We start from the raw sequence: 24086 nt of genomic DNA, 5'->3' as shown, positions 1-24086 counted from the left end.
GGTCGCCGGGGCGTTCGAATGCGGTTGGTCAGGCTGCGGCGGTCACGCGCGGGGCGCGGCCGTCCGGCCGCCGAGCGCCCGTGCGTCGCGGTTGCCCGCGAGGTCGCGGCGCAGCTCCTTCGGCAGCGAGAACATGAGGTCCTCCTCGGCCGTCTTGACCTCGGCGACGTCGCCGTAGCCGGCGTCGGCGAGGGCGTCGAGCAACTCCTTCACGAGCTCCTCGGGCACGGATGCCCCGCTCGTCACGCCGACGGTCTCGACGCCGTCGAGCCACTCCTGCTTGACCTCGCTCGCGTAGTCGACGCGGTAGGCGGCCTTGGCGCCGTACTCGAGCGCGACTTCGACGAGGCGCACGCTGTTGGAGCTGTTCGCCGAGCCGACCACGATCACGAGGTCGGCGTCGGTCGCCACCTTCTTGATCGCGACCTGGCGGTTCTGGGTGGCGTAGCAGATGTCGTCGCTCGGCGGGTCCTGCAGGTTCGGGAACCGCTCGCGCAGCCGCCGGACCGTCTCCATGGTCTCGTCGACCGAGAGCGTGGTCTGCGAGAGCCACACCACCTTGTCGGGGTCGCGCACCTCGATGCTCGCCACGTCGTCGGGGCTGTTCACGATGGTCACGTGCTCGGGCGCCTCGCCGGCGGTGCCCTCGACCTCCTCGTGGCCCTCGTGGCCGATGAGCAGGATCTCGAAGTCGTCGCGCGCGAAGCGCACGGCCTCGCGGTGCACTTTGGTCACGAGCGGGCAGGTGGCGTCGATGGCGTGCAGGCCGCGGTCGGCGGCGGCGTTGACGACGGCGGGCGAGACCCCGTGCGCGCTGAAGACGACGTGGGCGCCGGGCGGCACCTCGTCGACCTCCTCGACGAAGACGGCGCCCTGCTGCTCGAGCTCGGTCACCACGTGGATGTTGTGCACGATCTGCTTGCGCACGTACACGGGGGCGCCGTAGTGCTCGAGGGCCTTCTCGACGGCGATCACGGCACGGTCGACGCCGGCGCAGTACCCCCGGGGGGCGGCGAGGAGCACCCGCTTGTGTCCGGGGACCGGGATATCCTTGAGCCGGCCGCGCACGCCCGGCACGCGAGGCATGCCGAGACCGATCCGTGGGGAATCCGTCGTAGAGGTCACGGATTCCATCCTACGTGGGCGTGATGGGGCCATCGGCTGTGGGCGAACAGGGAGAGACGCGATGACGGAGGCACCGGCCACACGTGAGCACCCGTGGCCCGTCGCGCTGCTCTCGGGCAAGCTCAAGGACTACCTCGACCGGCTCGGCACCGTGTGGGTCGAGGGCGAGATCACCCAGTGGGGCCTCTCCGGGGGCAACGTCTACGGCAAGCTGAAAGACCTCGACGCCGACGCCACCATCTCGTTCACGATGTGGTCGTCGGTGAAGGCCCGCCTCGGCGAGGAGTTCAAGCAGGGCGATCACGCGATCCTGCTCGTGAAGCCGAGTTGGTGGGTCAAGGGCGGCTCGCTCTCGATGCAGGTCTACGACATGAAGCACGTCGGGCTGGGCGACCTGCTCGAGCGCCTCGAGCGCCTGCGGTCGCAGCTCGCCGCCGAGGGCCTGTTCGACCAGGGCCGCAAGAAGCGGCTGCCATTCCTGCCCGCGGTCGTCGGCCTCGTGACCGCGCGCGACAGCGACGCCGAGCAAGACGTGCTGCGCAACGCCCGCCTGCGCTGGCCGGCCGTGGAGTTCCGCACCGCCTACGCGTCCGTGCAGGGCGACCGCACCGCGCCCGAGGTCGTCAATGCCATCCGCCGGCTGGACGCCGACCCCGAGGTCGAGGTCATCATCGTGGCGCGCGGTGGGGGCGACTTCCAGAACCTGCTGGGGTTCAGCGACGAGCGGGTCGTGCGGGCGGCCGCCGCGGCATCCACTCCCATCGTCTCGGCGATCGGGCACGAGGCCGACCGCCCGCTCCTCGACGAGGTCGCCGACCTCCGGGCCTCCACGCCGACGGATGCCGCGAAGCGCGTGGTGCCCGACGTCGCCGAGGAGCTCGTGCGGGTCGAGCAGGTGCGCGCGCGCCTCGGCATGCGCCTGTCGTCGATCCTCGGCCGCGAGATCGACCGCATCGGCCACCTCCGCGCCCGTCCGGTGCTCGCCGACACCGGCTGGATCGTCGACCGCCGCGCCGAGGAGCTCACGAGGTGGGTGGCACGCGGCGCCGAGCTCGTCGAGCGTTGCATCGAGAAGCAGTCGGGGCGGGTCGGCGAGCTGCGCGGACACCTGCGCGCCCTCTCGCCGCAGGCGACGCTCGATCGCGGCTACGCCATCGTGCAGGGCGACGACGGGCACGTGCTGCGGGGCCCCGACGGCGCCCCCGAGGGTGCCCGCCTCACGCTCACCCTGGCCGAGGGCGCGCTCGGCGCCGTGTCGACGGGCGCCGTCGTTCGCGCGGCCTCCGGCGCCGCCGACAGCGGCAGCGGCGCGGCCGAGTAGGGCTGCGGCCGGCACCGCCGAAGAGAGTCGGTGCCGCCGAATAGAATGGGTGGTATGCCCCCCACCACGGATGTCGCCTCGCTGAGCTACGAGCAGGCGCGCGACGAGCTCGTGCAGGTCGTGGCCGAGCTCGAGCAGGGCTCAGCCACCCTCGAGCAGTCGCTCGCGCTGTGGGAGCGCGGCGAGGCGCTCGCCGCACGGTGCGAGGAGTGGCTGATCGGCGCGAAGGCACGCCTCGACGCCGCGCGGGCCGGGTCCGGGCGCGGTGCGCCTGCGGCATCCGACGACGGCAGCGCTCGCTGATGGCGGCACCGAAGCCGCCGCGCGTCGTCGCCGAACTGGGCCGGCCCGAGACGCCCGAAGAGACCGCGGCGCGCAAGGCCGAGAACTCCCGCAAGCACCGGCAGCGCCAGACGCTGAAGAACCTCGTGCTCGCCCTGGCCGCGAGCCTCCTCGTGGTCCTCGTCATCGTGCTGCTGGTGCCGCGCAGCGACACGGCGATGCAGCGCGACATCGACGTGGCGGCCGTCGCCGAGCAGGCGCAGGTCGTGAGCGACGTGCCGCTCGCCGTGCCCGACCTGCCCGAGGGGTGGCGCGCCAACGCCGCTGAGCTCCGCAAGTCCTCCGTCGACGGGGTGACCGCGTGGTACGCGGGCTACCTCACGCCGAGCGACGAGTACATCGGCATGTACCAGGGCCTCGAGGCGAACCCCACCTGGGTCGCCGAACTCCTCGCCCGCACCATCGCCACGAGCACTGTCACCGTCGACGGCGTCGAGTGGACCGTGTACGACAACCGCCAGACCGGCGACGACGTGGGCAACGCCCGGTACGGCCTCACCACCGAGGCCGGCGACAGCACGTTCGTGCTGCTCGGCACCGGCACGCCCGAGGAGTTCGAGACGATCGCGACCGCGCTCGTTCCCGCCATCGACGCCCAGCGCTGAGAGGAGCCGCCATGAGCGAGCAGCCGACGACGGAACGCCCCACCACCCCGGCCGACACCTGGCGTGAACTCCGCCGCGGCAACGAGCGTTTCATCGCCGGCGCGCCGCAGCACCCCCGTCAGGACGTCGATCACCGCACGTCCCTCGCCCACCAGCAGCGTCCGCTGGTCGCGATCTTCGGATGCAGCGACTCGCGCCTGTCGGCCGAGATCATCTTCGACGTCGGCCTCGGCGACGCCTTCGTGGTGCGCAATGCCGGACAGGTGATCTCCGACTCGGTGCTCGGCTCGCTCGAGTACGCGGTCGGGGTGCTCGGCGTGCCACTCATCCTCGTGCTCGGCCACGACGAGTGCGGTGCCGTCCGCGCCGCCATCGACTCCCAGGGCGACGACGCACCGCCGCTGCCCGCGCACATCGCGACCCTCGTCGACCGCATCGTCCCCGCCGTCCGTCGTGTCGCAGGCGTCGAGGCCGGAGCACCGATCTCGGCCTCCGATGTCGACGCGAGCTACGTCGGCCGGGAGCACCTGCGCGACACCGTGGCCGAGCTCCTCGAGAGCTCCGAGATGATCAGCGACGCGATCGCAGCGGGTACGCTGGCTATCGTCGGCGCGAACTACCGCCTGGTCGAAGGTCGCGCCGAGACCGACATCGTCGTCGGACGCATCTGACCGCCGCACTCGCGGCACTCGCCGGCCCGGGCTCGCGAACCGAGCCCCGGCACGCAACCGAAGGGGATCACACCGTGGTGGACAACGCCGCCGACTACCGCATCGAGCACGACACGATGGGCGAGGTGCGGGTTCCCGCGTCAGCGCTCTACCGCGCGCAGACGCAGCGCGCCGTCGAGAACTTCCCCATTTCGGGCTCCGGCCTCGAGGTCCAGCAGGTGCAGGCGCTCGCGCGCATCAAGAAGGCCGCGGCGCAGGCGAACGCCCGCCTCGGAGTGCTCGATCCCGCCATCGCGCAGGCCATCGAGCAGGCCGCCGACGAGGTCATCGCGGGTGAGCACGACATCGCCACGCACTTCCCGGTCGACGTCTACCAGACCGGCTCCGGCACCTCGTCGAACATGAACATGAACGAGGTGCTCGCGACCCTCGCCACGCAGAAGCTCGGCTCGCCCGTGCACCCCAACGACCACGTCAACGCGTCGCAGTCGTCGAACGACGTCTTCCCCACGTCGGTGCACATCGCGGTGACCGCCGCGCTCATCGACGACCTGATCCCCGCGCTCGACCACCTCGCGGTCGCGCTCGAGGCGAAGGCCGAGCAGTGGGCCGGTGTCGTCAAGGCCGGTCGCACCCACCTCATGGACGCGACGCCCGTCACCCTCGGCCAGGAGTTCGGCGGCTACGCCCGCCAGGTGCGCCTCGGCATCGAGCGCGTGCGCTCGGCCCTCCCCCGCGTCGCCGAGGTCCCGCTCGGCGGCACCGCCGTCGGCACGGGCATCAACACGCCCGCCGGCTTCCCGCAGCTCGTGATCGAGCTCCTGCAGCAGGAGACCGAGCTGCCGATCACCGAGGCCGTCGACCACTTCGAGGCGCAAGCCAACCGCGACGGCCTCGTCGAGGCATCCGGGGCGCTGCGCACCATCGCCGTGAGCCTCACCAAGATCGCGAACGACCTGCGCTGGATGGGCTCCGGCCCGAACACCGGCCTCGGCGAGCTGTCGATCCCCGACCTGCAGCCGGGCTCGTCAATCATGCCCGGCAAGGTGAACCCCGTCGTGCCCGAGGCCGTGCTCATGGTCGCGGCGCGCGTCATCGGCAACGACGCCACGATCGCCTGGGCCGGGGCATCCGGAGCATTCGAGCTCAACGTGCAGATCCCCGTGATGGGCACCGCGCTGCTCGAGTCGATCCGGCTGCTCGCCAACTCGGTGCGGGTGCTGGCCGACAAGACGATCGACGGCCTCGAGGCCAACGTCGAGCGCGCCACCGCCCTCGCCGGCATGTCGCCCTCGATCGTCACGCCGCTCAACAAGCTCATCGGCTACGAGGCCGCCGCGAAGATCGCGAAGCACTCCGTGGCCAAGGGCATCACGGTGCGCGAGGCGGTGATCGACCTCGGCTACGTCGAGCGGGGCGAGCTCACCGAGGAGCAGCTCGACGCCGCACTCGACCTGCTGTCGATGACGCGCCCGCCGCAGGCCTGACCCGCCGACGCTCCGTTGTTCCACCGGAACGCCCGCCCTCATGGCGGGCGTTCCGCGTTGCGTCACCCGTCACCGCAGCCGGCGGTAGTCGTGCTCCTTCACGCGCGCTCCGACCACCCGCCACGGATGCGGCTGCGCCGCCTCGAGCTCGGCGAACAGCTCGGGCTCCACGTCGAGGTACTCGTAGACCGAGCCCGACTCGAACTCCACGGTGAGCAGGCGCTGCTCAGGGTTGTAGGTGGCACCGTTCAGCGCCTCCGACTCGATCCGCGGCACCCTCATGCTCCGAGCCAAGCGCGCCAGCGGCGAAGGTGGAACCCCCTTGCGCGGTGGCGCCATGCGGTCCCCCGCGCGTCGTTGCGTCGTCACCGTCTCGTCGCCTCCGGGGGACGAGATCCGCGTGAGCGGAGGAGGAGGGCTGGTCGCCGGTCCTCCCTCTGCGCAGATCTCCTCCGCCGGTGCGGCCGGGAGCGAGGTGTCCGCGTCCGCCTAGGTCAGCTCCGCCCCGTCGAGCATCTCCGACACGAGCGCCGCGATGGCCGAGCGCTCCGAGCGGGTCAACGTGATGTGGGCGAACAGCGGATGCCCCTTCAGCGTCTCGATCACGCTCGCGACGCCGTCGTGGCGGCCCACCCTGAGGTTGTCGCGCTGCGCGACGTCGTGCGTCAACACGACCCGCGAGTTCTGCCCGATGCGCGAGAGCACCGTGAGCAGCACGTTGCGCTCGAGCGACTGCGCCTCGTCGACGATCACGAACGCGTCGTGCAGGGAGCGCCCGCGGATGTGCGTCAGCGGCAGCACCTCGAGGATGCCCCGATCGACGACCTCCTCGAGCACGTTGTCGGAGACGACGGAGCCGAGCGTGTCGAACACGGCCTGGCCCCAGGGGTTCATCTTCTCGCCCTGGTCGCCGGGCAGGTAGCCGAGCTCCTGGCCACCGACCGCGTACAGGGGGCGGAACACCATGATCTTCTTGTGCTGCTGGCGTTCGAGCACCATCTCGAGCCCGGCGCAGAGGGCGAGGGCCGACTTTCCGGTGCCGGCCCGACCGCCGAGCGAGAGGATGCCGACCTCGGGGTCCAGGAGCAGGTCGATCGCGAGGCGCTGCTCGGCCGAGCGACCGTGCACGCCGAAGACGTCGCGGTCTCCGCGCACGAGCCGGACCTCGCGCTCGCCGACGACGCGCCCGAGCGCGGAGCCGCGCTCGGAGTGGATGACGAGCCCGGTGTTCACGGGCATGCCCTGCACCTCGTCGGTCGTCATGCGCTCGTGCTCGTAGAGCTTCGCCATGTCGTTGGAGCCGAGCGACAGCTCGGCCATGCCCGTCCACCCGGAGTCGAGGGCGAGCTCGGCCCGGTACTCCTGGGCATCGAGGCCGATCGACGCGGCCTTGACGCGGAGCGGCAGGTCTTTCGAGACCACGGTCACGGCGACGCCGTCGTTGGCGAGGTTCGCCGCGCAGGCGAGGATGCGGGAGTCGTTGTCGCCGAGCTGGAGTCCGCTCGGCAGCACCGAGGGGCTCGAGTGGTTGAGCTCCACCCGCAGCGAGCCGCCGTCGCCCACCGGGATCGGGAAGTCGAGCCGTTCGTGCTCGACGCGCAGCTCGTCGAGGATCCGCAGCGACTGGCGCGCGAAGTACCCGATCTCGGGGTCGTTGCGCTTGGCTTCGAGTTCCGTGATGACGACGACGGGAAGGACCACCGCGTGCTCGGCGAACCTGAACAGCGCCCGGGGGTCCGACAGGAGCACCGAGGTGTCGAGCACGTACGTCCGCTCGGACTGCGCGGCGCCCGTGGGCGCCGAGGCATCCGGCCGCATCTTTCGATTCGACGACCGACCGACGGACTGGGAGGTTTCGAGTGAGGCCACGACCGCTCCTGCCCCGAGCGTTCCGCTCGGCTCTCGCGCCGGCCGGCGATCCTCCTACGAGCGGTTCACGAGCCGACTCGATCGGACACCTTGCCCGATGGGTTGAGCGTACGTCGGGCATCCGACACCGGTCGGTCCGACACGCGAACAGTTCACACCGTGTTCACACGCCGACGGCGGGATGCCGCGGACGAGTGCATGCGTCGCCGAGCGGATGCCGCGGCGCCGGCGCAGGCGGCCCGGCTCAGTACGACGCGGCCGTGCCGTACGACACGAACGCGGCGCGGAGCATGTCGAGCGTCTCCTCGCTGGTGGCCGCGTGCACGCTGAGGCGCACCTGACCCTGCCGCGTGGTCGCCGTCACGCCATGGTTGTGCATCGAGGCGGTCAGGTAGGTGACCTGTCCCGCCGGCGGCTCGAGCACGACGATGCCGGCGCGCTCCTGCTCGTCGCGTGAGCTCACCACGGGCACGGCGAACTCGTCGGCCAGCTCGATCACCCGGCTCACCCGCTCCGTCACCGCGGTGTTGATCGCGGGCACGCCGGCCTGCGCGATGTCCTCGAGCGCGGCCGCGAAGCGGGCCTCGGCGATGGGGTCGGGGTTCGACACGCGGTACGCGCGGGCACCCGGAGCGGGCGGCGGCACGTGGTCCCACGGCTCCGCCTCCTCGGTGCCGGTGAAGCCCGAGAACACGGGGGTGAGTCGTTCGAGGGCTCGCGGCGACAGCGCCATGAAGCCGGTGCCCCAGCCGGCGCGGCACCACTTCTGGCCGCCCGTCACGACGACGTCGGCCGCCTCCCACGGCGCGTCCACGACCCCGAAGCCCTGGATGGCGTCGACGATGAGCAGCCGGTCGCCGATCACCTGGCGGATGCCCTCGATGTCGCAGAGGTAGCCCGTGCGGGAGTCAACGAGGCTCACGGCGACCGCCGCGACGTTCGACTCCAGCTGCTCGCGGATCTGGCCGGGGGTCACCTTGCCGTGGTCGGTCTCGAGCCATGCCGGCTGCACGGCGTGCAGCGCCTCCTGTGCTCGAACGGCCGCGATGGGCACGCTCGGGAACTCTCCGGGCGAGAGGAGCACGCTGCCCGTGAGCCCGAACATGGCGTGCATGAGCCCCTGCGAGGTGTTCGGCTGGAACACGATCGCGTCCGCGGGGAAGCCGAGCAACGCGGATGCCGCGGCGCGCACCCGCGCGTCCTGCTCGGCGAACACGTCGACACTGCCGTGGCGCGCGCGCTGGAGCACCTGGGTGAGCGCGAAGGACTCCTCGGCGGCGGCGGTCGCGAGCGGGCCGAACCGGCCGTAGTCGAGGTACCCGGGCTCATCGGTGAACCCGGCGATGAATGCGTCGATGGTCACGTACGCCCCCTTCTCCGAGCCATATCATGACAGACCCCAGCCGGTGTGTGAGCGTTCTCACCCGCCGAATCTGCGGTGGCGCTTCGCGTAGTCGCGCAGCGCGCGGAGGAAGTCGACCTGCCGGAGGTCGGGCCCGAGCGCCTCGACGAAGTAGAACTCGCTGTGCGCGGCCTGCCACAGCATGAAGTCGCTGAGGCGCTGCTCCCCCGACGTGCGGATCACCAGGTCGGGGTCGGGCTGGCCGCCGGTGTACAGGTGTTCGCCGATGAGGTCGGGGGTGAGTCGCTCGGCCAGGTCCTCCAGGCTCCGCCCCTCGGCGTGGTGCGCCGCGACGATGGAGCGCATCGCGTCGGTGATCTCCTTGCGTCCGCCGTACCCGACCGCGAGGTTCACGTGCAGCCCCCGCTTGTCGGCCGTGCGGTGCTCGGCGGCGTCGAGTGCGGCCACGAGCGGCGCGGGCAGGCCGGCATCCGACCCCACGTGCTGGACCCGCCAGTCGCGATAGTGCGAGAGCTCCTCGGCGAGCTCGGCGATGATCTCGATCAGGTCGGCGAGCTCGGCGCTGGGCCGGTTGCCGAGGTTGTCGCTGGAGAGCAGGTAGAGCGTGACGACGGAGATGCCGAGGTCGTCGCACCACTCCAGGAACTCACGCATCTTCGCGGCGCCGGCGCGATGGCCGTGCGCGGCGCTGTCGTACCCGAGCTGCCGGGCCCACCGCCGGTTGCCGTCGATGATCATGGCGACGTGCCGGGGCAGCGCGGCTGGGTCGAGTCCGCGCCGGAGGCGGTTCCCATAGAGGCGATAGAGGATGCCGCGACCGAGGGGCTGATCGCTGGTCTGCACGGCACTACGCTACCGCTCCGCCGTCGCGGGGACTCACAGCCGAGGACGACGGGCGTTGGCCTACGCTGTGTGCATGACCCCGAAGCGCCGCCACGAGTCCGCCGACCTCGCGGAGGAGCTCAGCCGCCCGGTCGCGCCCGACGACACGTCGGACCTCGCGGTCAGCCGCGACGAGCACGGGTCCGACCTGCCCAACATCCCGCTCCTCGACGACGCGCTGGCCCAGCCCGCCGACGTGAAGCCCACCTGGCGCGGATGGATCCACGCGGGCACCTTCCCGGTGACGATCATCGCGGGCGTGGTGCTCATCGTGCTCGCCGAGGGCGCCCCGGCGAAGTGGGCGTCGGCGGTCTTCACCCTCACGTCGATGCTGCTCTTCGGCAACTCCGCGCTGTACCACCGGTTCGACTGGAAGCCGCGAACCAAGCTCATCCTGAAGCGCATCGACCACGCCAACATCTTCCTGCTCATCGCGGGCACGTACACCCCGCTCGCGATCCTCGCCCTGCCGCCCGACAAGGGGTGGCTGCTGCTCGGCATCGTGTGGGCCGGCGCGCTCATCGGCATCGGCTTCCGCGTGTTCTGGATCATGGCGCCGCGCTGGCTCTACGTGCCCCTCTACCTGCTGCTCGGGTGGGCGGCGGTCATGTACCTCGGCGACCTGCTGGCGGCGAGCGTGGCGATGATGGTGCTCGTGATCGTGGGCGGGCTGCTGTACACGGCCGGGGCGATCGTCTACGGCCTCAAGAAGCCCAACCCGTGGCCCGGCCGGTTCGGGTTCCACGAGATCTTCCACGCCTGCACGGTGCTGGCGTTCATGTGCCACTGGACGGCGACGCTCATCATCGCGATGCACCCCGTCTACCACGTGGGCTGAGCCCTCCGACGGCGGCCCGGCACGGGAGTCGGACCGCCGCCGCGCGGGTCGTCAGCGGACGGGCGGCTGGCCCTCGTCGTCGTCGGATGCCGCAGGCCGGGCCTCGTCGGCCGGCGGCGCCTTCGCGATCGGGGGCTCCGCGGCATCCGGCCCGGCGAAGCCGTCCTCGAGCTCGTGGAGCTCCTCCTCACGACGCTCGGCCTCGAGCTGCTCCCGCACCTCGGCGCGGTAGTTCACCCGGCGGATGCGACGCACCATGTCGAGCACGAGCAGCACGACGACGACCATGACGAGGAACGTGAGGACGAACCCCCAGATGCCGGGCGTCACGGTGTTCGGATCGAACTCCTCCTCGGCCGCCTGGACGAGGAGGCGCGGGTCGGCGGCGATCACGAGTGCGCTCCGTCGATGGGGCAGGCGGGCACGACGAGCATCGGACTCACTTTCGCAGCGGATTTCGGCTTCGCGGGGGCGGCTAGGCTGGATGCCAAGCCTAGACGATCGACGTGGGAAGGAGCCGTGGCCGTGTCCGAGCAGCAGTCCGACACGCTCGCCGCACGCTACGGTCGCACCCGCACCAATCGCACCCGCGACCGGCTGCTCCTGATCGGCGGGGCGATCGCCTTCGCGGTCGTGCTGATCGCCTGGGTCGTGTGGGCGGGCCTCGACGGCCAGAAGCCCTCGGTCGAGGCCATCGACACCGGTCACCGGCTGCTCAACGACGAACGCGCGGTGGAGGTCAGCTGGACCCTCTCGGTGCCGCCCGGCAACGAGACGGCCTGCATCGTGCAGGCCTACGACGAGGACTTCACCGTGGTCGGCTGGAAGGTCGTCGAGATCCCGGCATCCGACCGCCATCTGCGCACGTTCACCGACACCGTACGCGTTGCGCGCGAAGCGAACACGGGTTTGATTTCGCGCTGCTGGCTCACCTAATATGGGGCATTCGCCTCGGCAGCTGCCGGGGCGACACGTCTATCTCAGGAGTGCACCATGGCGCAGGACGCCACCGTCACCTGGCTCACGCAGGAGGCCTTCGACCGACTCGCAGCCGAGCTCGAGGAGCTCTCCACGCATGGTCGCGAGGAGATCGCCAAGCGCATCGAGGCCGCGCGTGAAGAGGGTGACCTCAAGGAGAACGGCGGGTACCACGCCGCGAAGGACGAGCAGGGCAAGCAGGAGGCGCGCATCCGCCAGCTGAAGGAGCTGCTGCGCACGGCCCAGGTCGGCGAGGCGCCCCAGTCGTCGGGCGTCGTGGAGCCCGGCACTGTCATCACCGCCGTCATCGCCGGTGACGAGGAGACCTTCCTCATCGGCAGCCGCGAGATCGCCGGCGACTCCGAGCTCGACGTGTTCAGCGAGCAGTCCCCGCTCGGCGCCGCGATCATCGGCCTGAAGGTCGGCGACCGCACCACCTACACCGCGCCGAACGGGCGCGAGATCTCGGTGGAGGTCACCGGCGTCGAGACCTGGGGCGGCCAGTAGGACGCATCCCGCCCGAAACGATCCGACGGCCTCCGCGCACTGCGCGGGGGCCGTCGTCGTCGGGGCGTCCCCGGTGACGGGGAGCGAGGATCAGTCGGTCTCGACCCGCGGCTCGTACCCCGCGCGGCGCAGCACCTCGACGACATGCTCGCGGTGCTCGGGTCCGCGGGTCTCGACCGAGAGCCGGAGTTCGACCTCGGAGATCTGCAACCCCGATCCGTGCCGGGTGTGCAGCACCTCGATGACGTTGGCGTTCGCCTCGGCGAGCAGCCCCGCGACGCGGGCGAGCTGGCCGGGCCGGTCGGGCAGCCCGACGCTGATCGTCAGGTAGCGGTCGGACGCGCTGAGGCCGTGCGCGACGACGCGCTGCATGAGCAGCGGATCGATGTTGCCCCCCGACAGCACGGCCACGATGGGCCCGTCGGTCGGCACGGCGCCCGTCATCATGGCCGCGACCGCGACCGCGCCCGCCGGCTCGACGACGAGCTTGGCCCGCTCGAGGAGCACCAGGAGCGCACGGGCGATGTCGTCCTCCGAGACCGTGACGACCTCGTCGATCGCCTCCCGGATGATCGCGAAGTTGAGCTCGCCCGGGCGGTACACCGCGATGCCGTCGGCGATCGTCGGCACGACCGGCACCTGCCTGGGCTGCCCCGCGGCGAGGGAGGCGACGTAGGGCGCTGCGTTCTCGGCTTGCACCCCGACGATGCGGATGGTGCGGCCCTCGCGCGCGGCCTGCTGCTTCGCCGCGCTGGCGATGCCCGCGGCGAGGCCACCGCCGCCGATCGGCACGACGATGGTCGTGGCATCCGGAGCCTGTTCGAGGATCTCGAGGCCGAGCGTGCCCTGACCCGCGATCACGTCGGGGTGGTCGAACGGCGGGATGACCACGGCGCCCGTCTCTGCGGCGAAGGCGGTGGCCGCCTCGAGGGTCTCGCCGATCGAGTCGCCCTGGAGCACGACGTCGGCGCCGTACTGGCGGGTCGCATCGAGCTTCGGCAGGGCCACGCCGACGGGCATGAAGATCGTGGCGCGGATGCCGAGCTCGCGGGCCGCGTAGGCGACGCCCTGCGCGTGGTTCCCGGCCGAGGCCGCGACGACGCCGCGCGCGCGCTCCTCGGCGCTCAGTGCCGAGATGCGGTGGTACGCCCCGCGCAGCTTGTAGGAGCCGGTGCGCTGGAGGTTCTCGCACTTCAGGTACACGGGCACGCCGAGCCGGTCGGCGAGGAACCGGGAGGTCTCCATCGGCGTGCGGCGGGCCACGCGGGCCACGATCTCGCGCGCGTCCTCGAACTGGGCGAGGCCGGGCCCCGGAATGGTGGTGATCACGTGTTCATTCTCCTCGCTGGTAGCCCGGCCGCTGCGGCACGGTGCGCCAGAGCGGAGATCGCACCTCGTCGGGCGGTGGGGCGGCGTCGCCCTTCCAGCTCCCGGATGACACGTAGTTGATCATGACGTTGAGCACCGCGGCGACGGGCACCGCGAACAGGGCGCCGGGGATGCCGGCGAGGAGGGAACCGGTCGCGACGGCGACGACGACGCCGAGCGGATGCACCTTCACGGCCGTGCCCATGATGAGCGGCTGCAGCACGTGGCCCTCGACCTGCTGCACGAGCAGCACGATGCCGAGCATGATGAGCGCGATGACCGGCCCGTTGTAGACGAGGGCGACGAAGACGGCGAGGGCGCCGGTCACGACCGCACCGACGATCGGGATGAACGAGCCGAGGAAGACGAGGATGGCGATGGGCACCGCCAGCGGGACGCCCAGGAAGAACGCGCCGAGGCCGATGCCGATCGCGTCGATGGTGGCGACGAGGATCTGCACCTTCACGAAGTTCTGCAGCGTGTTCCACCCGGCGAGCCCGGCGCCGTCGACGGCGGCCCGTGCGCGGCGCGGGAAGACGCCGACGATCCAGCGCCAGATGCCCCGCCCGTCGATCAGGATGAAGAGCGTCGCGAAGAGCGTGAGCAGCGTGCCGGCGAGGAAGTGCCCGAGCGTCGACCCGAGCGAGAGCGCGCCGCTCACGAGGATGCCGCTGTCCTCCTGCACGGAGGACGCGATCTGCGCCATCCAGTCGTTGAGCTGCTGCTCGGTGATGTGGAATGGCCCCTGCAGCAGCCAGTCGCGGAAGTCGTCCCACGCCACGACCGACTGCTCCGCGAGGTCGCTGGCGCCCCGGGCGATGAACGTGATGCCGACGGCGAGCAGTCCGCCGACGATGACCAGGGCGGTGAGCATCGCGACGGTGACGGCGAGCCACTTCGGCCAGCGGTGGCGCTGCAGGAACTTCGAGAACGGCACGAGCAGCGCGCCGAGGAGCACGGCCACGAGCAGCGGGATGACGATGAGCCGAAGCTGGATGATGAGGAAGATGACGACGGCGAGGACGCCGCCGACGAGGAGGAGGCGCCACGACCAGGCGGCGGCGAGGCGCATGCCGAAGGGCACCGATTCGGAGGCGTCCCGGCGCGTCGTGGGCGGCGTCTCCCGGCCGCCCGCCTGGCGCCTGCCGATGAACCCGCCCCGAGCCTTCCCCGCCGACTCCGTCATCGCTCCAGTCTAGGCGGGCCGCATGCGGCGAACGGCATGCTTGCGCGCGCCGTCGGTGGTCGCGTATAGGGTCGGGGCACCATGGTCGACACCGTCTCCCCCGCGCTCGCCCGCCGCATCGCCCTCGCGGCCCAGGGCTTCGGTCGCCCCGTGCCGGAGTCACCCGGCACGCGCCAGGTCGCCTCGGTGATCGACCGGCTGGGGCTGCTGCAGATCGACTCGGTCAACGTGTTCGAGCGCAGTCACTACCTCCCCGGCTTCAGCCGGATCGGCGACTACGACCGGCAGGTCCTCGACCGCCTCACCACCGGCCGACGGGGCCGCACCGTGGAGTACTGGGCGCACCAGGCTGCGTTCATCCCGCGCGAGCTGTGGCCGCTCTTCGAGTTCCGGCGCGAGGAGCACCGCCGCGTCGGCAGCGACTGGGGCGGGTGGCTCGTCGAGAACCGTCCGCTCGCCGACTGGCTGCGCGGCGAGCTCGGCGCCAACGGGCCGATGCGGGCGAGCGACATCGAGCACGACGCGAACGAGCGTCGCGGCCCGTGGTGGGGCTGGTCCGACGTCAAGCGCACGCTCGAGTGGATGTTCCGGGTCGGCGAGGTCGTCTGCATCGAACGGCGGCGGTTCGAGCGGGTCTATGCACTGCCCGAGCAGGCGCTCGCGCCCGAGCTGCTCGGCGAGGCACCTGCCGAGGCCGACGCGGTGCGCGAACTCATCGGCCGCGCGGCATCCGCCCTCGGCATCGCCACCGAGGCCGACCTGGCCGACTACTGGCGCATGAAGCGCGCGCCCGTGCGCGCGGCGATCCGCGACCTCGAAGACGCCGGGGTGCTGCTCCCTGTGCAGGTGCCCGGGTGGACGACCGGCACGCGACCGACGCCGACCTGGCTGCATCGCGAGGCGCGACGGCCGCGCCGCGTCGAGGGGGCGACCGTGCTCTCGCCGTTCGACCCCGTGGTCTGGTTCCGGCCGCGCACCGAGCGCCTGTTCGACTTTCACTACCGCATCGAGATCTACACGCCCGAACCCGATCGCAAGTTCGGCTACTACTCGCTGCCCGTCCTCATCGACGACGACGTGGTCGGCCGCGTCGACCTCAAGAGCGACCGCAAGGCCAAGGTGCTGCGCGTGCAGTCGGCCTGGTCCGAGTCCGGCGCCCCGGCCGACGCCGCGGCGCGGCTCGTGCCCGTGCTGTGGCGGGCGGCCGCCTGGCAGGGGCTCGACGGCATCGAGGTGGCCGACCGCGGCGACCTCGCGCCCGCCCTCCGCGCCGAGCTCGCGTCGGCGGCGTGAGTCGCGACGACAGGCGACCGGCCTAGAAGGCGCCGCCCATCTGCTCGAGCCGCTTCACGCGCTCGGCGATCGGCGGGTGCGTCGCGAAGAGGCGGCCGACCACGCCCGGCTTCAGCGGATCCGCGATCCAGAGATGGGCCATCGACGTGTTCTGGCGTCGCATCGGCCGGCCGTACTGCTCGAGCTTCTCGAGGGCGCTCGCCAGTGCGTCGGGGTGACGGGTCGTCATCGCGCCCGTGGCGTCCGCCAGGTACTCGCGCTGACGCGAGACCGCCAGTTGCACCAGGCTGGCGACGAGCGGGGCGATGAGCATGGCGACGAGGCCCACGACCAGGAGGATCGGATTGCCGTTGCTGTTGTTGTTGCGGCCGAAGAAGGTCATGCGCACGAACATGTCGGAGATGAACCCGACTGCCACGACGAGGCCGAACACGATCATCGACAGCCGGATGTCGTAGTTGCGCACGTGCCCGAGCTCGTGGGCCATGACGCCCTCGAGCTCGGCGTCGTCCAGGAGCTCGAGCAGGCCGGTGGTGGCGGCGACCACGGCGTGCTCGGGGTCACGGCCGGTGGCGAAGGCGTTGGGCGCCGGGTCGGAGATGACGAACACCCGCGGCATCGGCGTGCCCGTGGCGATGGAGAGGTTCTCGACGGTGCGCCACAGCCGTGGGTGGTCGGCCTTGCTCCGCAACTCGATCGCGCCCGACATGGCGAGCGCCTGCCGGTCGGCGGTGAAGTACTGGAACAGCGCGTAGGCGCTCGCGATCACGACGGTGACGATCACGATCGTGGGGTCCTGGTAGACCCACGCAGCGAGCCATCCGAGCCCGCCGATGATGGCCAGGAAGAACAGGATGATGAAGACGGTGTTGCGTTTGTTCCTGGCGATCGCTCGGTACAACGCCGGCCCTTAGAACTGCACGCGCGGCGGCTCTGCGATGGCCGCAGGCTCCGTGACCTCGAAGAAGTCGCGCTCGTGGAAGCCCAGGCCGCGCACGAACAGGGTGTTGGGGAACACCTTGATCTTCGTGTTGAGCTCGCGCACGCCGCCGTTGTAGAAGCGGCGCGACGCCTGGATCTTGTCTTCGGTGTCGACCAGCTCGGACTGCAGCTGGAGGAAGTTCTGGCTGGCCTGCAGCTGCGGGTACGCCTCGGCGACCGCGAAGATCGACTTCAGCGCCTGCTGCATGTGGTTCTCGGCTGCGCCCGCCTCGGCCGGCCCCTGCGCCTGCAGCGTCTCGGCGCGCGCGCGGGTGACGTTCTCGAAGACGGACTTCTCGTGGGCCGCGTAGCCCTTGACCGCCTCGATCAGGTTGGGGATGAGGTCGGCCCGGCGCTTGAGCTGCACCGTGATGTCGCTCCACGCCTCGTCGACGCGGACATTGAGGGTCACGAGGGAGTTGTAGGTCGCCCAGAGGTAGATCCCGATGATCACCACGAGCGCGACGACGATGATGACGGGGATCAGCCATTCCATGGCACGGACTCCTAGCGCTCCAGCGACGATCGGGGGTGCTCTCATCCTACCGAGCGGGCAGGGGGCACCAGTGGGCTTCCCATGAGACTCGGAGGGAACCGCGGGCACCGCCGGGCGTAGGCTCGCGGTGTGGAGCAGCGTGCAGAGCCGCGACGACGCGGACGCCCACGAGGCGCGAACCGCGACGACACGAAGGCCCGGATCCTCGACGCCGCCGCCGCGGAGTTCGGCGAGCGCGGCTATGAGGGCGCGTCCATCCGCTCGATCGCCCGCCGTGCCGGGGTGGACCCGTCGCTCGTGCACCACTACTTCGAGGACAAGTCGGCGCTCGTGGTGGAGGTCGTCGCGGTGCCGCTGCGCCCCGACCGCCTCGTGCAGGGCGCGCTCGACGGCCCCCTCGAGGAGCTCGGGGCCAGGCTCGTGCGCACGGTGCTCGTCGCGTGGGACAACCCCGCGGTGCGTCCTGCGGCGACGGCGGCCATGCGCTCGGCGATCGGGCACGGCCCGGTCGCGCGCATGCTCCGGGAGTTCCTGCGCCGGGAGATCATGCACCGTCTGGCGGGCCGCATCGCCGACGAGGCCGACGCCGAACTGCGAGCGCAGCTGGCCGCCTCGCAGCTCGTGGGCGTGATCATGCTGCGCTACGTCCTGGCGTTCGATCCTGTGGCGTCCATGAGCGACGACGAGATCGTGGCGCGCGTCGGTCCGGCGGTGCAATGGCACCTCACGGGCACCGGTCCGGTGCTTGACAGCGTCCCGGTGCGCGCGCACAATTCAGCACATGGTGAATAACGCGGATGCCGCGGCGCCGCCGGCCATCGTCGTCGACGACCTGCACGTGCGCCGCTCCCGCATCCCGGTGCTGCACGGGCTCTCGCTGACCGTGCCGAAGGGTCGCATCGTCGGCCTCCTCGGACCGAGCGGCAGCGGCAAGACCACCCTCATGCGCGCCATCGTCGGCGTGCAGGTGGTCGACTCCGGCCGCATCGAGGTGCTCGGCCTCCCGGCCGGCTCCCGGGAGCTCCGCACCCGCCTGGCCTACGTCACCCAGCAGGCGAGCGTGTACGACGACCTCACGGTGCGGCAGAACCTCGCCTACTTCCGCCGGATCCTCGGCGCACCGGCATCCGACATCGACGCCGTCATCGAGCGCACCGACCTCGGCTCGGTGGCCGACCGCCTCGCCGGCGCGCTCTCGGGCGGCCAGCGCGGACGCGTGTCGCTCGCCGCCGCCCTCCTCGGCGCCCCCGAGGTGCTCGTGCTCGACGAGCCGACCGTCGGGCTCGACCCCGTGCTGCGCGTCGAGCTCTGGGACCTCTTCCACCGGCTCGCCGCCGACGGGGCCACGCTGCTGGTGTCGAGCCACGTGATGGACGAGGCCAAGCGCTGCGACCGCCTGCTGCTCATGCGCGACGGCGCCCTGCTCGCCGACGACACCGTGCCCGGGGTGCTCGAGGCCACCGGCACCGACGACATCGAGACCGGGTTCCTGCGGCTCATCGAGCGCGGCGAACCCGACCTGCGACCCGAGTCGGGGCGGGAGACGGCACGATGAACCTCGCGCGCACGTTCGCGACCACCGGCCGGGTGCTCTCGCAGATCCGGCACGACCCGCGCACCATCGGCCTGCTCCTCGTGGTGCCGAGCCTCCTCATCGGCCTCGTCGCCTGGATGTTCACCGACACCGACACCTTCGCCTCGATCGGCCCGGCGATGCTGGCGCTCTTCCCGTTCATCGTGATGTTCCTCGTCACGAGCATCGCGACCCTGCGCGAGCGGCGCAGCGGCACCCTCGAGCGACTGTTCTCGATGCCGCTCGGCAAGGGCGACTTCATCCTCGGCTACGCGCTCGCGTTCGGGTTCCTCGCGATCTTCCAGACCGCGATCGCGGTCTCGTTCGCGGTCTGGGTGTGCGGGCTCGAGATCGAGGGGTCGCTGGTGCTGCTGTTCGCGGTCGCCATCTGCGACGCCCTGCTCGGCACGGCCCTCGGCCTCCTCGCGAGCGCGTTCGCCCGCACCGAGTTCCAGGTGGTGCAGTTCCTGCCGGTGTTCGTCTTCCCGCAGGTGCTGCTCGGCGGCATCTTCCTGCCCACCGACCAACTGCCGGCGGGCCTCGAGGCGATCAGCGGATGGCTGCCGCTCACCTACGCGATCGACGCGCTGAATGCCGTCTCGACCGGCGACGAGGACACCGCGTGGATCATCACGAAGCTCCTCGTCGTGATCGCGTGGATCATCGGCTCGATCGTGCTGGGATCGGTCACGCTGCGTCGGCGGACTCCGTAGCCGCGGCATCCGTCGACACGCCCCCGAGCACCCGATCGAGGTAGGCGTTCGCGAAGCGGCGCTCGGGGTCGAGCTCGTCGCGCACCCGCACGAAGTCGTCGAACCGCGGGTACACGTCGCGCAGCGTCTCGCCCGTCTGCGTGTGCATCTTGCCCCAGTGCGGGCGGCCCCCGAGGCCGCGCATGATCTCCTCCACGGCGGCGAAGTACTCCCGCGGGTCCTCGCGGTAGTAGCGGTGCACCGCGATGTAGCCGGTGTCCCGGCCGTGCGCCGTCGAGAGCCAGTTGTCGTCGGATGCCGCGGCGCGCACCTCGATCGGGAAGGTGATGTTCCACCCCTTCCGCTCGATGAGCGCCCGCACCTCGCGCACCGCATCCGGCACGGCCTCGAGCGGGATGGCGTACTCCATCTCGCGGAATCGCACCCGGCGCGCACTGGTGAACACCGACGGCGAGAAGTCGGTGAAGTCGCGGTTGCCGCTGAGCTTGTCGGTGAGCCAGGCGAGGTGCGGAGTGAGACGGGGTGCGACCGTGAGGGCGCGGCAGGCGGCCCCGAACAGTCCATTGGCGACGAGCTCGTCGTCCACCCAGCGCGAGACGCGCCCGAGCGGCTTGCGAGGCGCGTCGGCCGGCAGCCGGGTGTTCGTCTTCGTCAGGGCCGTGTCGGTGTGCGGGAACCAGTAGAACTCGAAGTGGTCGTGCGCGCGCACCCGGTCGAGCCACTCGTCGACCACGAGCCCGAACGGCTCGGGGCGCTCGACGGCGTGGAGCGCGAACCGGGGCACCAGCTGCAGCGTCACCTCGACGAGCACGCCGAGGGCGCCCAGGCCGACGCGCACGGCGGGCAGCAGCTCGGGCCGCTCGGTCTCGCTGACGGTGAGGAGCTCGCCGGTGCCGGTCACGAGCTTCGCCGCGACGATCTGCGTCGCGAGGCCGCCGAAGCCGAGCCCGGTGCCGTGGGTTCCGGTGGACGTCGCACCGGCGATGGTCTGCCGGTCGATGTCGCCCATGTTCGGCAGCGCGAGGCCGTAGGGGGCGAGCAGGGCGGGCAGCTGGTGCAGGCGGGTACCCGCGGCGAGCGTGACCCGCCCGGTCGCGACCTCCGCGTCGATGACGCCCGTGAGGTCGCCGAGGTCGAGCTGCACGTCGGGGGCGACCGCGATGCCGGTGAAGCTGTGGCCGGCGCCGACGGGCTTCACGCGCAGGCCGGATGCCGCGGCGGCGGTGACCGCCCGCTGCACCGCCCCGGCCGTGGCCGGCCGTTCCACCCGCACCGGCCGCACCGCCTCGGTGCGGCCCCAGTTGCGCCACAGGTCTCCGCTCGCCGTCACAGGAACGCTTTCCCCTCGCCTCGGTAGGTGGGCACGGTGTCGACCACCGCGTCGCCGTCGACGACGGCGAACTCGTTGAGGTGCTCCGACAGCTCGCCCGACTTGGTGTGCCGGAACCAGACGCGGTCGCCCGCACGCAGGCGCCCGGCCGCTGCGCCGGTGACGGGCGTCTGCACTTCGCCGGCCGACTCGCGCGGCACCATCGCGAGCCCCTCGGGCCAGACGATGCGCGGCACCCGGTCGGGCCCGGGCGGGCCCGACGCGATCCAGCCGCCGCCCAGGATCGTGGCGTGGGCGGGGCTCGGCGAGCGCACGACGTCGAGCGCGAACGCCGCCGCGGGTGCGGGGGTGAAGTGCGCGTAGCCGTCGAAGAGGTGGCCGCCGAAGAGGCCGGAGCCCGCGGCGATCTCGGTGATCGAGGCATCCGCCGCCGTCGCCTCGAGCGAGCCGGTGCCGCCTCCGTTCACGAACTCGAGGTCGGCGTGCTCGCGCACCGCCGCGACCGCACGGGCGCGGCGCTCGAGCAGCTCGGGCAGCGAACGCGACTGCATCCAGCGGTTCACCGCTCCGTCGACCGGGCGCCCCGCCGGGCGGTTCACGACGCCTGCGATCTGCGCCTCGTACGACATCATGCCGACGAGCCGGAAGCCGGGCCGCCGCACGATGTAGGCGGCCAGCGCGCCCGCGTCGGCCGGGTCGTGCACGGGCGACCGGCGCACGCCGAGGTGGCCGAGCACCGGGGCCTGCCACGACGCGTCGAGCTCGAGGCAGACCCGGATCTCCTCGCGCTGCGACGGCGGCAGCACGGCGTCGATGAGGTCGAGCTGCTGGGGCGAGTCGACCATGAGGGTGACGCGGCTCGCGAGGTCGGCGTCGCCGGCGAGGCGACGGATGCTGCCGCGTTCCGCCGTGGGATAGCCGACGACGAGGTCGTCGACCGTGTCGGCGAGCCACAGCGCCTCGGCGAGCGTGTAGGCGAGCACCCCCCGGTAGCCGGGCTGGCGCAGCAGCGCCTCGATGACGCTGCGCACGCGCACGGACTTCGACGCGATGCGAATCGGTGTGCCGTGCGCGCGGCGCAGCATGTCGTGCGCGTTGTGGCGCAGCGCCCCGAGGTGGAGGGCGCCGACGGGTGCGTCGAGCCCGGCGGTGGCAGCGCTGAGGGCGGGCCAGTACCGTTCGGGCGAACGCCAGGGCGCGGCATCCGTGCCCGTGATCGTCATGGCGAGGTCGAGGGTCATCAGCGCACGCTCCTGACGCGCGAGACCGCGAGCGCCCCGGCGAACGCGAAGATCGCGCCGAGCACGAAGACGAGCACGAAGGACCCGGTGGCGACCACGGCCGCGGCGCCGATGAGCGGCCCGACGGCCTGCGGCACCGCCGTGGCGATGTTCATGATGCCGAGGTCCTTGCCGCGCGAGGCGGCGTCGGGCAGCACCTGGGTGGCGAGGGCCTGGTCGACCGAGAGGAAGCAGCCGTACCCGAGCCCGAGGATGCCGGCGGCGACCATCGCGACCGTGAGGTCGGGGAAGCAGGCGAGGAGCAGCGCCGCGACGCCCTGGAGCCCCGAGGCGAGGAACACGAACGCCTTGCGGCGGCCCAGGCGGTCGGAGAGGCGCCCCAGCAGCAGCGACGCGAGGATCACGAACACCATGTAGATGAGCGTGAGCACGATGAGGTCGTCCTCGGCGTGCGGATCGTCGAGCTGGAACATCAGGAAGTACAGCAGGAGGCTCGTGCCGAGCGCGTTGCCGACCGACACGAGCACGCGGCTGAGCAGGGTCCAGCCGAAGTCGGGGTACTTGCGCGGGCTGATCCAGAAGCCGGCGAGGATGCCCTTCGCGGTGACCCGGCGACGCTCCGCGGCCGCGAGCGGCTGGTCATGGCGGAACAGGAACGGCACCGCGAGCACGAGGAGGATCACCGCGAGCAGGAGGTATCCCAGGGACTGGTCGGTGACGAGCTCGGTCACGAGCAGGAGGCCGACGATGATGCCCACCGCCTGCGGCGCCGACATCCAGCCCGACACGAAGCCGCGCTGGTTCACCGGCACCTGGTCGGAGATGGTCGCCGTCAGCGCCGCCGTCATGATGCAGAATCCGACGGATGCCGCGACCCACGCGGCCCCGATCGCCCAGATCTCGGTCTGGAGCCCGAGCGCGACGAGCGACAGCCCGAACACGAGCGCGCCGACGACGATCCACGGACGCCGCCGCCCGAACCGCGACGTGGTGCGGTCGGAGAGGGCGCCAGTGAGCGGGTAGGCGATGATCGTGGCGACCGCGGCGACGCCCGAGATCGTGCCGAACGCCACCACGCTGTCGACCCAGTCCTCGGGGTGCAGCACCGCGTCGATCTGCGCCGGCAGCAGCAGTTGCACCGGGGTGAGCTGCGCCATCCAGACGCCGAGCCACACGGTCGCGAAGGCACCGATCCAGCCGGCCGAGACGCGGCGCACCGGTTCGGCGAGCGCGGCGAGCGGCTGCCGGTCGCTCGCGGGATGCCCCGGGGTGGGCGGGGCGGGGTCGAGGCTCGTCATCGGGGGTCGGCCATTCTCGAGAGGGCATCGGCGGCCGCACGTGCGACCGCCCGGGCGGCATCGTCGTCGCGATCGACGAGCCAGGTGAGGGTGAGTCCGTCGGTGAACGCCACGAGGACGCGCGCCACGTCGCGGACCGGCAGCCGCCAGTCGATCTCGGCGACGTCGGCCGCCAGCTCGAGGGAGCGCTCGGCGAGCTCGACGTACCTGGCGTACTGGGCGAGTGCGAGGGCGTTGCGCTCGGACGACCGGAGCGCGTACTGCGTGAGCTCGAGCATCGCCTGCTCGTGCTCGGGATCGGCCTTGAGGTGCTCGAAGTAGCCGAGGATGCCCGATTCGAGCAGCTCGGCGAGGCTCTGACCGGGAACGAGGTCGGGGATGACCGCGAGCTGCTCCCGCGCGACCACGGTCACGATGAGCTCGTCGATGAGCTCGTCGCGCGAGTCGAACGCGTAGTGGAAGCTCGCGAGGCTCATGCCGGCCTCGGCCACGATCGCGCGCGTCGTGGCCTGGGCGATGCCGCGACGCGACACCACGCGCAGGGCCGCCTCGATGAGCGCGGTGCGGCGCTCGGACGCGGGGATGCGGACCACGCGGCTCCTCTCGACTCCATCGCCGA

Annotated in this window: 26 protein-coding genes; 12 read left to right on the top strand and 14 right to left on the bottom strand. The window is 71.6% G+C overall.

Going from position 1 to position 24086, the window contains the following annotated elements; all coding sequences use genetic code 11:
- Positions 1 to 42: 42 nt before the first annotated feature.
- A complete protein-coding gene (locus AC1DZA_RS14515; protein ID WP_476773321.1) occupies positions 43 to 1086 on the bottom strand; it encodes a 4-hydroxy-3-methylbut-2-enyl diphosphate reductase in 1044 nt (347 codons plus the stop codon).
- Positions 1087 to 1186: 100 nt separating this feature from the next.
- Between AC1DZA_RS14515 and xseA the strand changes: the two genes are divergently transcribed.
- The 5 genes from xseA to AC1DZA_RS14490 all read left to right on the top strand — a co-directional run bounded on the left by xseA (position 1187) and on the right by AC1DZA_RS14490 (position 5551).
- The gene (gene xseA / locus AC1DZA_RS14510; RefSeq protein WP_476773265.1) at positions 1187 to 2446 is read left to right on the top strand and encodes an exodeoxyribonuclease VII large subunit; all 1260 of its coding nucleotides are present in this window, start codon (positions 1187 to 1189) and stop codon (positions 2444 to 2446) included.
- Positions 2447 to 2500: 54 nt separating this feature from the next.
- Positions 2501 to 2749 (top strand): exodeoxyribonuclease VII small subunit, encoded by a 249-nt coding sequence (locus AC1DZA_RS14505; RefSeq protein ID WP_309979955.1) that lies wholly within the window; start codon positions 2501 to 2503, stop codon positions 2747 to 2749.
- Positions 2749 to 3393 carry a DUF4245 domain-containing protein gene (locus AC1DZA_RS14500; RefSeq protein ID WP_476773264.1) on the top strand — a complete coding sequence of 215 codons (645 nt, stop codon included), beginning with the start codon at positions 2749 to 2751 and terminating at the stop codon, positions 3391 to 3393. The genes AC1DZA_RS14505 and AC1DZA_RS14500 overlap by 1 nt, the downstream gene beginning before the upstream one ends.
- 11 nt (positions 3394 to 3404) lie before the next feature.
- Entirely contained in the window at positions 3405 to 4064 is a 660-nt protein-coding gene (locus tag AC1DZA_RS14495) for a carbonic anhydrase (protein WP_476773263.1), read from the top strand.
- Positions 4065 to 4138: 74 nt separating this feature from the next.
- Positions 4139 to 5551: a class II fumarate hydratase gene (locus tag AC1DZA_RS14490; RefSeq protein ID WP_476773262.1), complete on the top strand. Its 1413-nt coding sequence runs from the start codon at positions 4139 to 4141 to the stop codon at positions 5549 to 5551.
- Between the two features lie 69 nt (positions 5552 to 5620).
- Here the strand turns inward: AC1DZA_RS14490 and AC1DZA_RS14485 are convergent, their stop codons facing one another.
- From AC1DZA_RS14485 to AC1DZA_RS14470, 4 genes are all read right to left on the bottom strand, one after another.
- A complete protein-coding gene (locus tag AC1DZA_RS14485; RefSeq protein ID WP_476761109.1) occupies positions 5621 to 5833 on the bottom strand; it encodes a KTSC domain-containing protein in 213 nt (70 codons plus the stop codon).
- 207 nt (positions 5834 to 6040) lie between these two features.
- Positions 6041 to 7369: a PhoH family protein gene (locus tag AC1DZA_RS14480; RefSeq protein ID WP_309980200.1), complete on the bottom strand. Its 1329-nt coding sequence runs from the start codon at positions 7367 to 7369 to the stop codon at positions 6041 to 6043.
- A gap of 295 nt (positions 7370 to 7664) precedes the next feature.
- The gene (locus AC1DZA_RS14475) at positions 7665 to 8783 is read right to left on the bottom strand and encodes an aminotransferase class V-fold PLP-dependent enzyme (protein WP_476761110.1); all 1119 of its coding nucleotides are present in this window, start codon (positions 8781 to 8783) and stop codon (positions 7665 to 7667) included.
- A gap of 57 nt (positions 8784 to 8840) precedes the next feature.
- Entirely contained in the window at positions 8841 to 9626 is a 786-nt protein-coding gene (locus tag AC1DZA_RS14470) for an isoprenyl transferase (RefSeq protein ID WP_309979966.1), read from the bottom strand.
- A 73-nt stretch (positions 9627 to 9699) separates the two neighbouring features.
- On the opposite strand from AC1DZA_RS14470, the gene trhA reads away from it, so the two are divergent.
- Positions 9700 to 10503, top strand: a complete 804-nt coding sequence (gene trhA / locus AC1DZA_RS14465; RefSeq protein ID WP_476773261.1) for a PAQR family membrane homeostasis protein TrhA — start codon at positions 9700 to 9702, stop codon at positions 10501 to 10503.
- Between the two features lie 51 nt (positions 10504 to 10554).
- Here trhA and AC1DZA_RS14460 read toward each other — a convergent pair whose 3' ends face one another.
- Positions 10555 to 10896, bottom strand: a complete 342-nt coding sequence (locus tag AC1DZA_RS14460) for a hypothetical protein (RefSeq protein ID WP_476773260.1) — start codon at positions 10894 to 10896, stop codon at positions 10555 to 10557.
- A gap of 132 nt (positions 10897 to 11028) precedes the next feature.
- Between AC1DZA_RS14460 and AC1DZA_RS14455 the strand changes: the two genes are divergently transcribed.
- Positions 11029 to 11439, top strand: a complete 411-nt coding sequence (locus tag AC1DZA_RS14455) for a DUF4307 domain-containing protein (protein ID WP_476773259.1) — start codon at positions 11029 to 11031, stop codon at positions 11437 to 11439.
- Between the two features lie 57 nt (positions 11440 to 11496).
- The gene (gene greA / locus AC1DZA_RS14450) at positions 11497 to 11988 is read left to right on the top strand and encodes a transcription elongation factor GreA (protein ID WP_309979971.1); all 492 of its coding nucleotides are present in this window, start codon (positions 11497 to 11499) and stop codon (positions 11986 to 11988) included.
- A 90-nt stretch (positions 11989 to 12078) separates the two neighbouring features.
- On the opposite strand, the gene ilvA is transcribed toward greA, so the two are convergent.
- Positions 12079 to 13317: a threonine ammonia-lyase gene (ilvA, locus tag AC1DZA_RS14445; protein ID WP_476773258.1), complete on the bottom strand. Its 1239-nt coding sequence runs from the start codon at positions 13315 to 13317 to the stop codon at positions 12079 to 12081.
- Positions 13318 to 13321: 4 nt separating this feature from the next.
- The gene (locus AC1DZA_RS14440; protein WP_476773257.1) at positions 13322 to 14542 is read right to left on the bottom strand and encodes an AI-2E family transporter; all 1221 of its coding nucleotides are present in this window, start codon (positions 14540 to 14542) and stop codon (positions 13322 to 13324) included.
- An 81-nt stretch (positions 14543 to 14623) separates the two neighbouring features.
- Between AC1DZA_RS14440 and AC1DZA_RS14435 the strand changes: the two genes are divergently transcribed.
- A complete protein-coding gene (locus AC1DZA_RS14435; protein ID WP_476773256.1) occupies positions 14624 to 15835 on the top strand; it encodes a winged helix-turn-helix domain-containing protein in 1212 nt (403 codons plus the stop codon).
- A 22-nt stretch (positions 15836 to 15857) separates the two neighbouring features.
- On the opposite strand, the gene AC1DZA_RS14430 is transcribed toward AC1DZA_RS14435, so the two are convergent.
- Positions 15858 to 16736, bottom strand: coding sequence for a M48 family metalloprotease (locus AC1DZA_RS14430; protein WP_309979979.1), 879 nt, complete (start codon positions 16734 to 16736; stop codon positions 15858 to 15860).
- A 9-nt stretch (positions 16737 to 16745) separates the two neighbouring features.
- Positions 16746 to 17312 carry a LemA family protein gene (locus AC1DZA_RS14425; RefSeq protein ID WP_476761118.1) on the bottom strand — a complete coding sequence of 189 codons (567 nt, stop codon included), beginning with the start codon at positions 17310 to 17312 and terminating at the stop codon, positions 16746 to 16748.
- Positions 17313 to 17441: 129 nt separating this feature from the next.
- Between AC1DZA_RS14425 and AC1DZA_RS14420 the strand changes: the two genes are divergently transcribed.
- From AC1DZA_RS14420 to AC1DZA_RS14410, 3 genes are read left to right on the top strand one after another with little or no spacing between them, the layout of a single operon-like run.
- Positions 17442 to 18104 carry a TetR/AcrR family transcriptional regulator gene (locus AC1DZA_RS14420; RefSeq protein WP_476773255.1) on the top strand — a complete coding sequence of 221 codons (663 nt, stop codon included), beginning with the start codon at positions 17442 to 17444 and terminating at the stop codon, positions 18102 to 18104.
- Entirely contained in the window at positions 18094 to 18867 is a 774-nt protein-coding gene (locus tag AC1DZA_RS14415) for an ABC transporter ATP-binding protein (protein ID WP_476773254.1), read from the top strand. Before AC1DZA_RS14420 ends, AC1DZA_RS14415 begins: the two co-directional genes overlap by 11 nt.
- Entirely contained in the window at positions 18864 to 19598 is a 735-nt protein-coding gene (locus AC1DZA_RS14410; RefSeq protein WP_476761121.1) for an ABC transporter permease, read from the top strand. The genes AC1DZA_RS14415 and AC1DZA_RS14410 overlap by 4 nt, the downstream gene beginning before the upstream one ends.
- Here AC1DZA_RS14410 and AC1DZA_RS14405 read toward each other — a convergent pair.
- From AC1DZA_RS14405 to AC1DZA_RS14390, 4 genes are read right to left on the bottom strand one after another with little or no spacing between them, the layout of a single operon-like run.
- Complete coding sequence (locus AC1DZA_RS14405; RefSeq protein ID WP_476773253.1) at positions 19573 to 20928, bottom strand: D-arabinono-1,4-lactone oxidase; 1356 nt, start codon at positions 20926 to 20928, stop codon at positions 19573 to 19575. The genes AC1DZA_RS14410 and AC1DZA_RS14405 overlap by 26 nt on opposite strands.
- Positions 20925 to 22169 (bottom strand): alanine racemase, encoded by a 1245-nt coding sequence (locus tag AC1DZA_RS14400; RefSeq protein WP_476773252.1) that lies wholly within the window; start codon positions 22167 to 22169, stop codon positions 20925 to 20927. The genes AC1DZA_RS14405 and AC1DZA_RS14400 overlap by 4 nt, the downstream gene beginning before the upstream one ends.
- On the bottom strand, positions 22169 to 23467 hold the full coding sequence (locus AC1DZA_RS14395; RefSeq protein WP_476773251.1) for an MFS transporter: 1299 nt from the start codon (positions 23465 to 23467) through the stop codon (positions 22169 to 22171). The genes AC1DZA_RS14400 and AC1DZA_RS14395 overlap by 1 nt, the downstream gene beginning before the upstream one ends.
- On the bottom strand, positions 23464 to 24060 hold the full coding sequence (locus AC1DZA_RS14390) for a TetR/AcrR family transcriptional regulator (RefSeq protein ID WP_476773250.1): 597 nt from the start codon (positions 24058 to 24060) through the stop codon (positions 23464 to 23466). Before AC1DZA_RS14390 ends, AC1DZA_RS14395 begins: the two co-directional genes overlap by 4 nt.
- Between the last annotated feature and the right edge of the window lie 26 nt (positions 24061 to 24086).

It is taken from the genome of Agromyces sp. P2_B3, from assembly GCF_056404815.1.
Note: the sequence above shows the minus strand (reverse complement) of the source record. Positions and strands in the feature narration are given on the sequence as shown.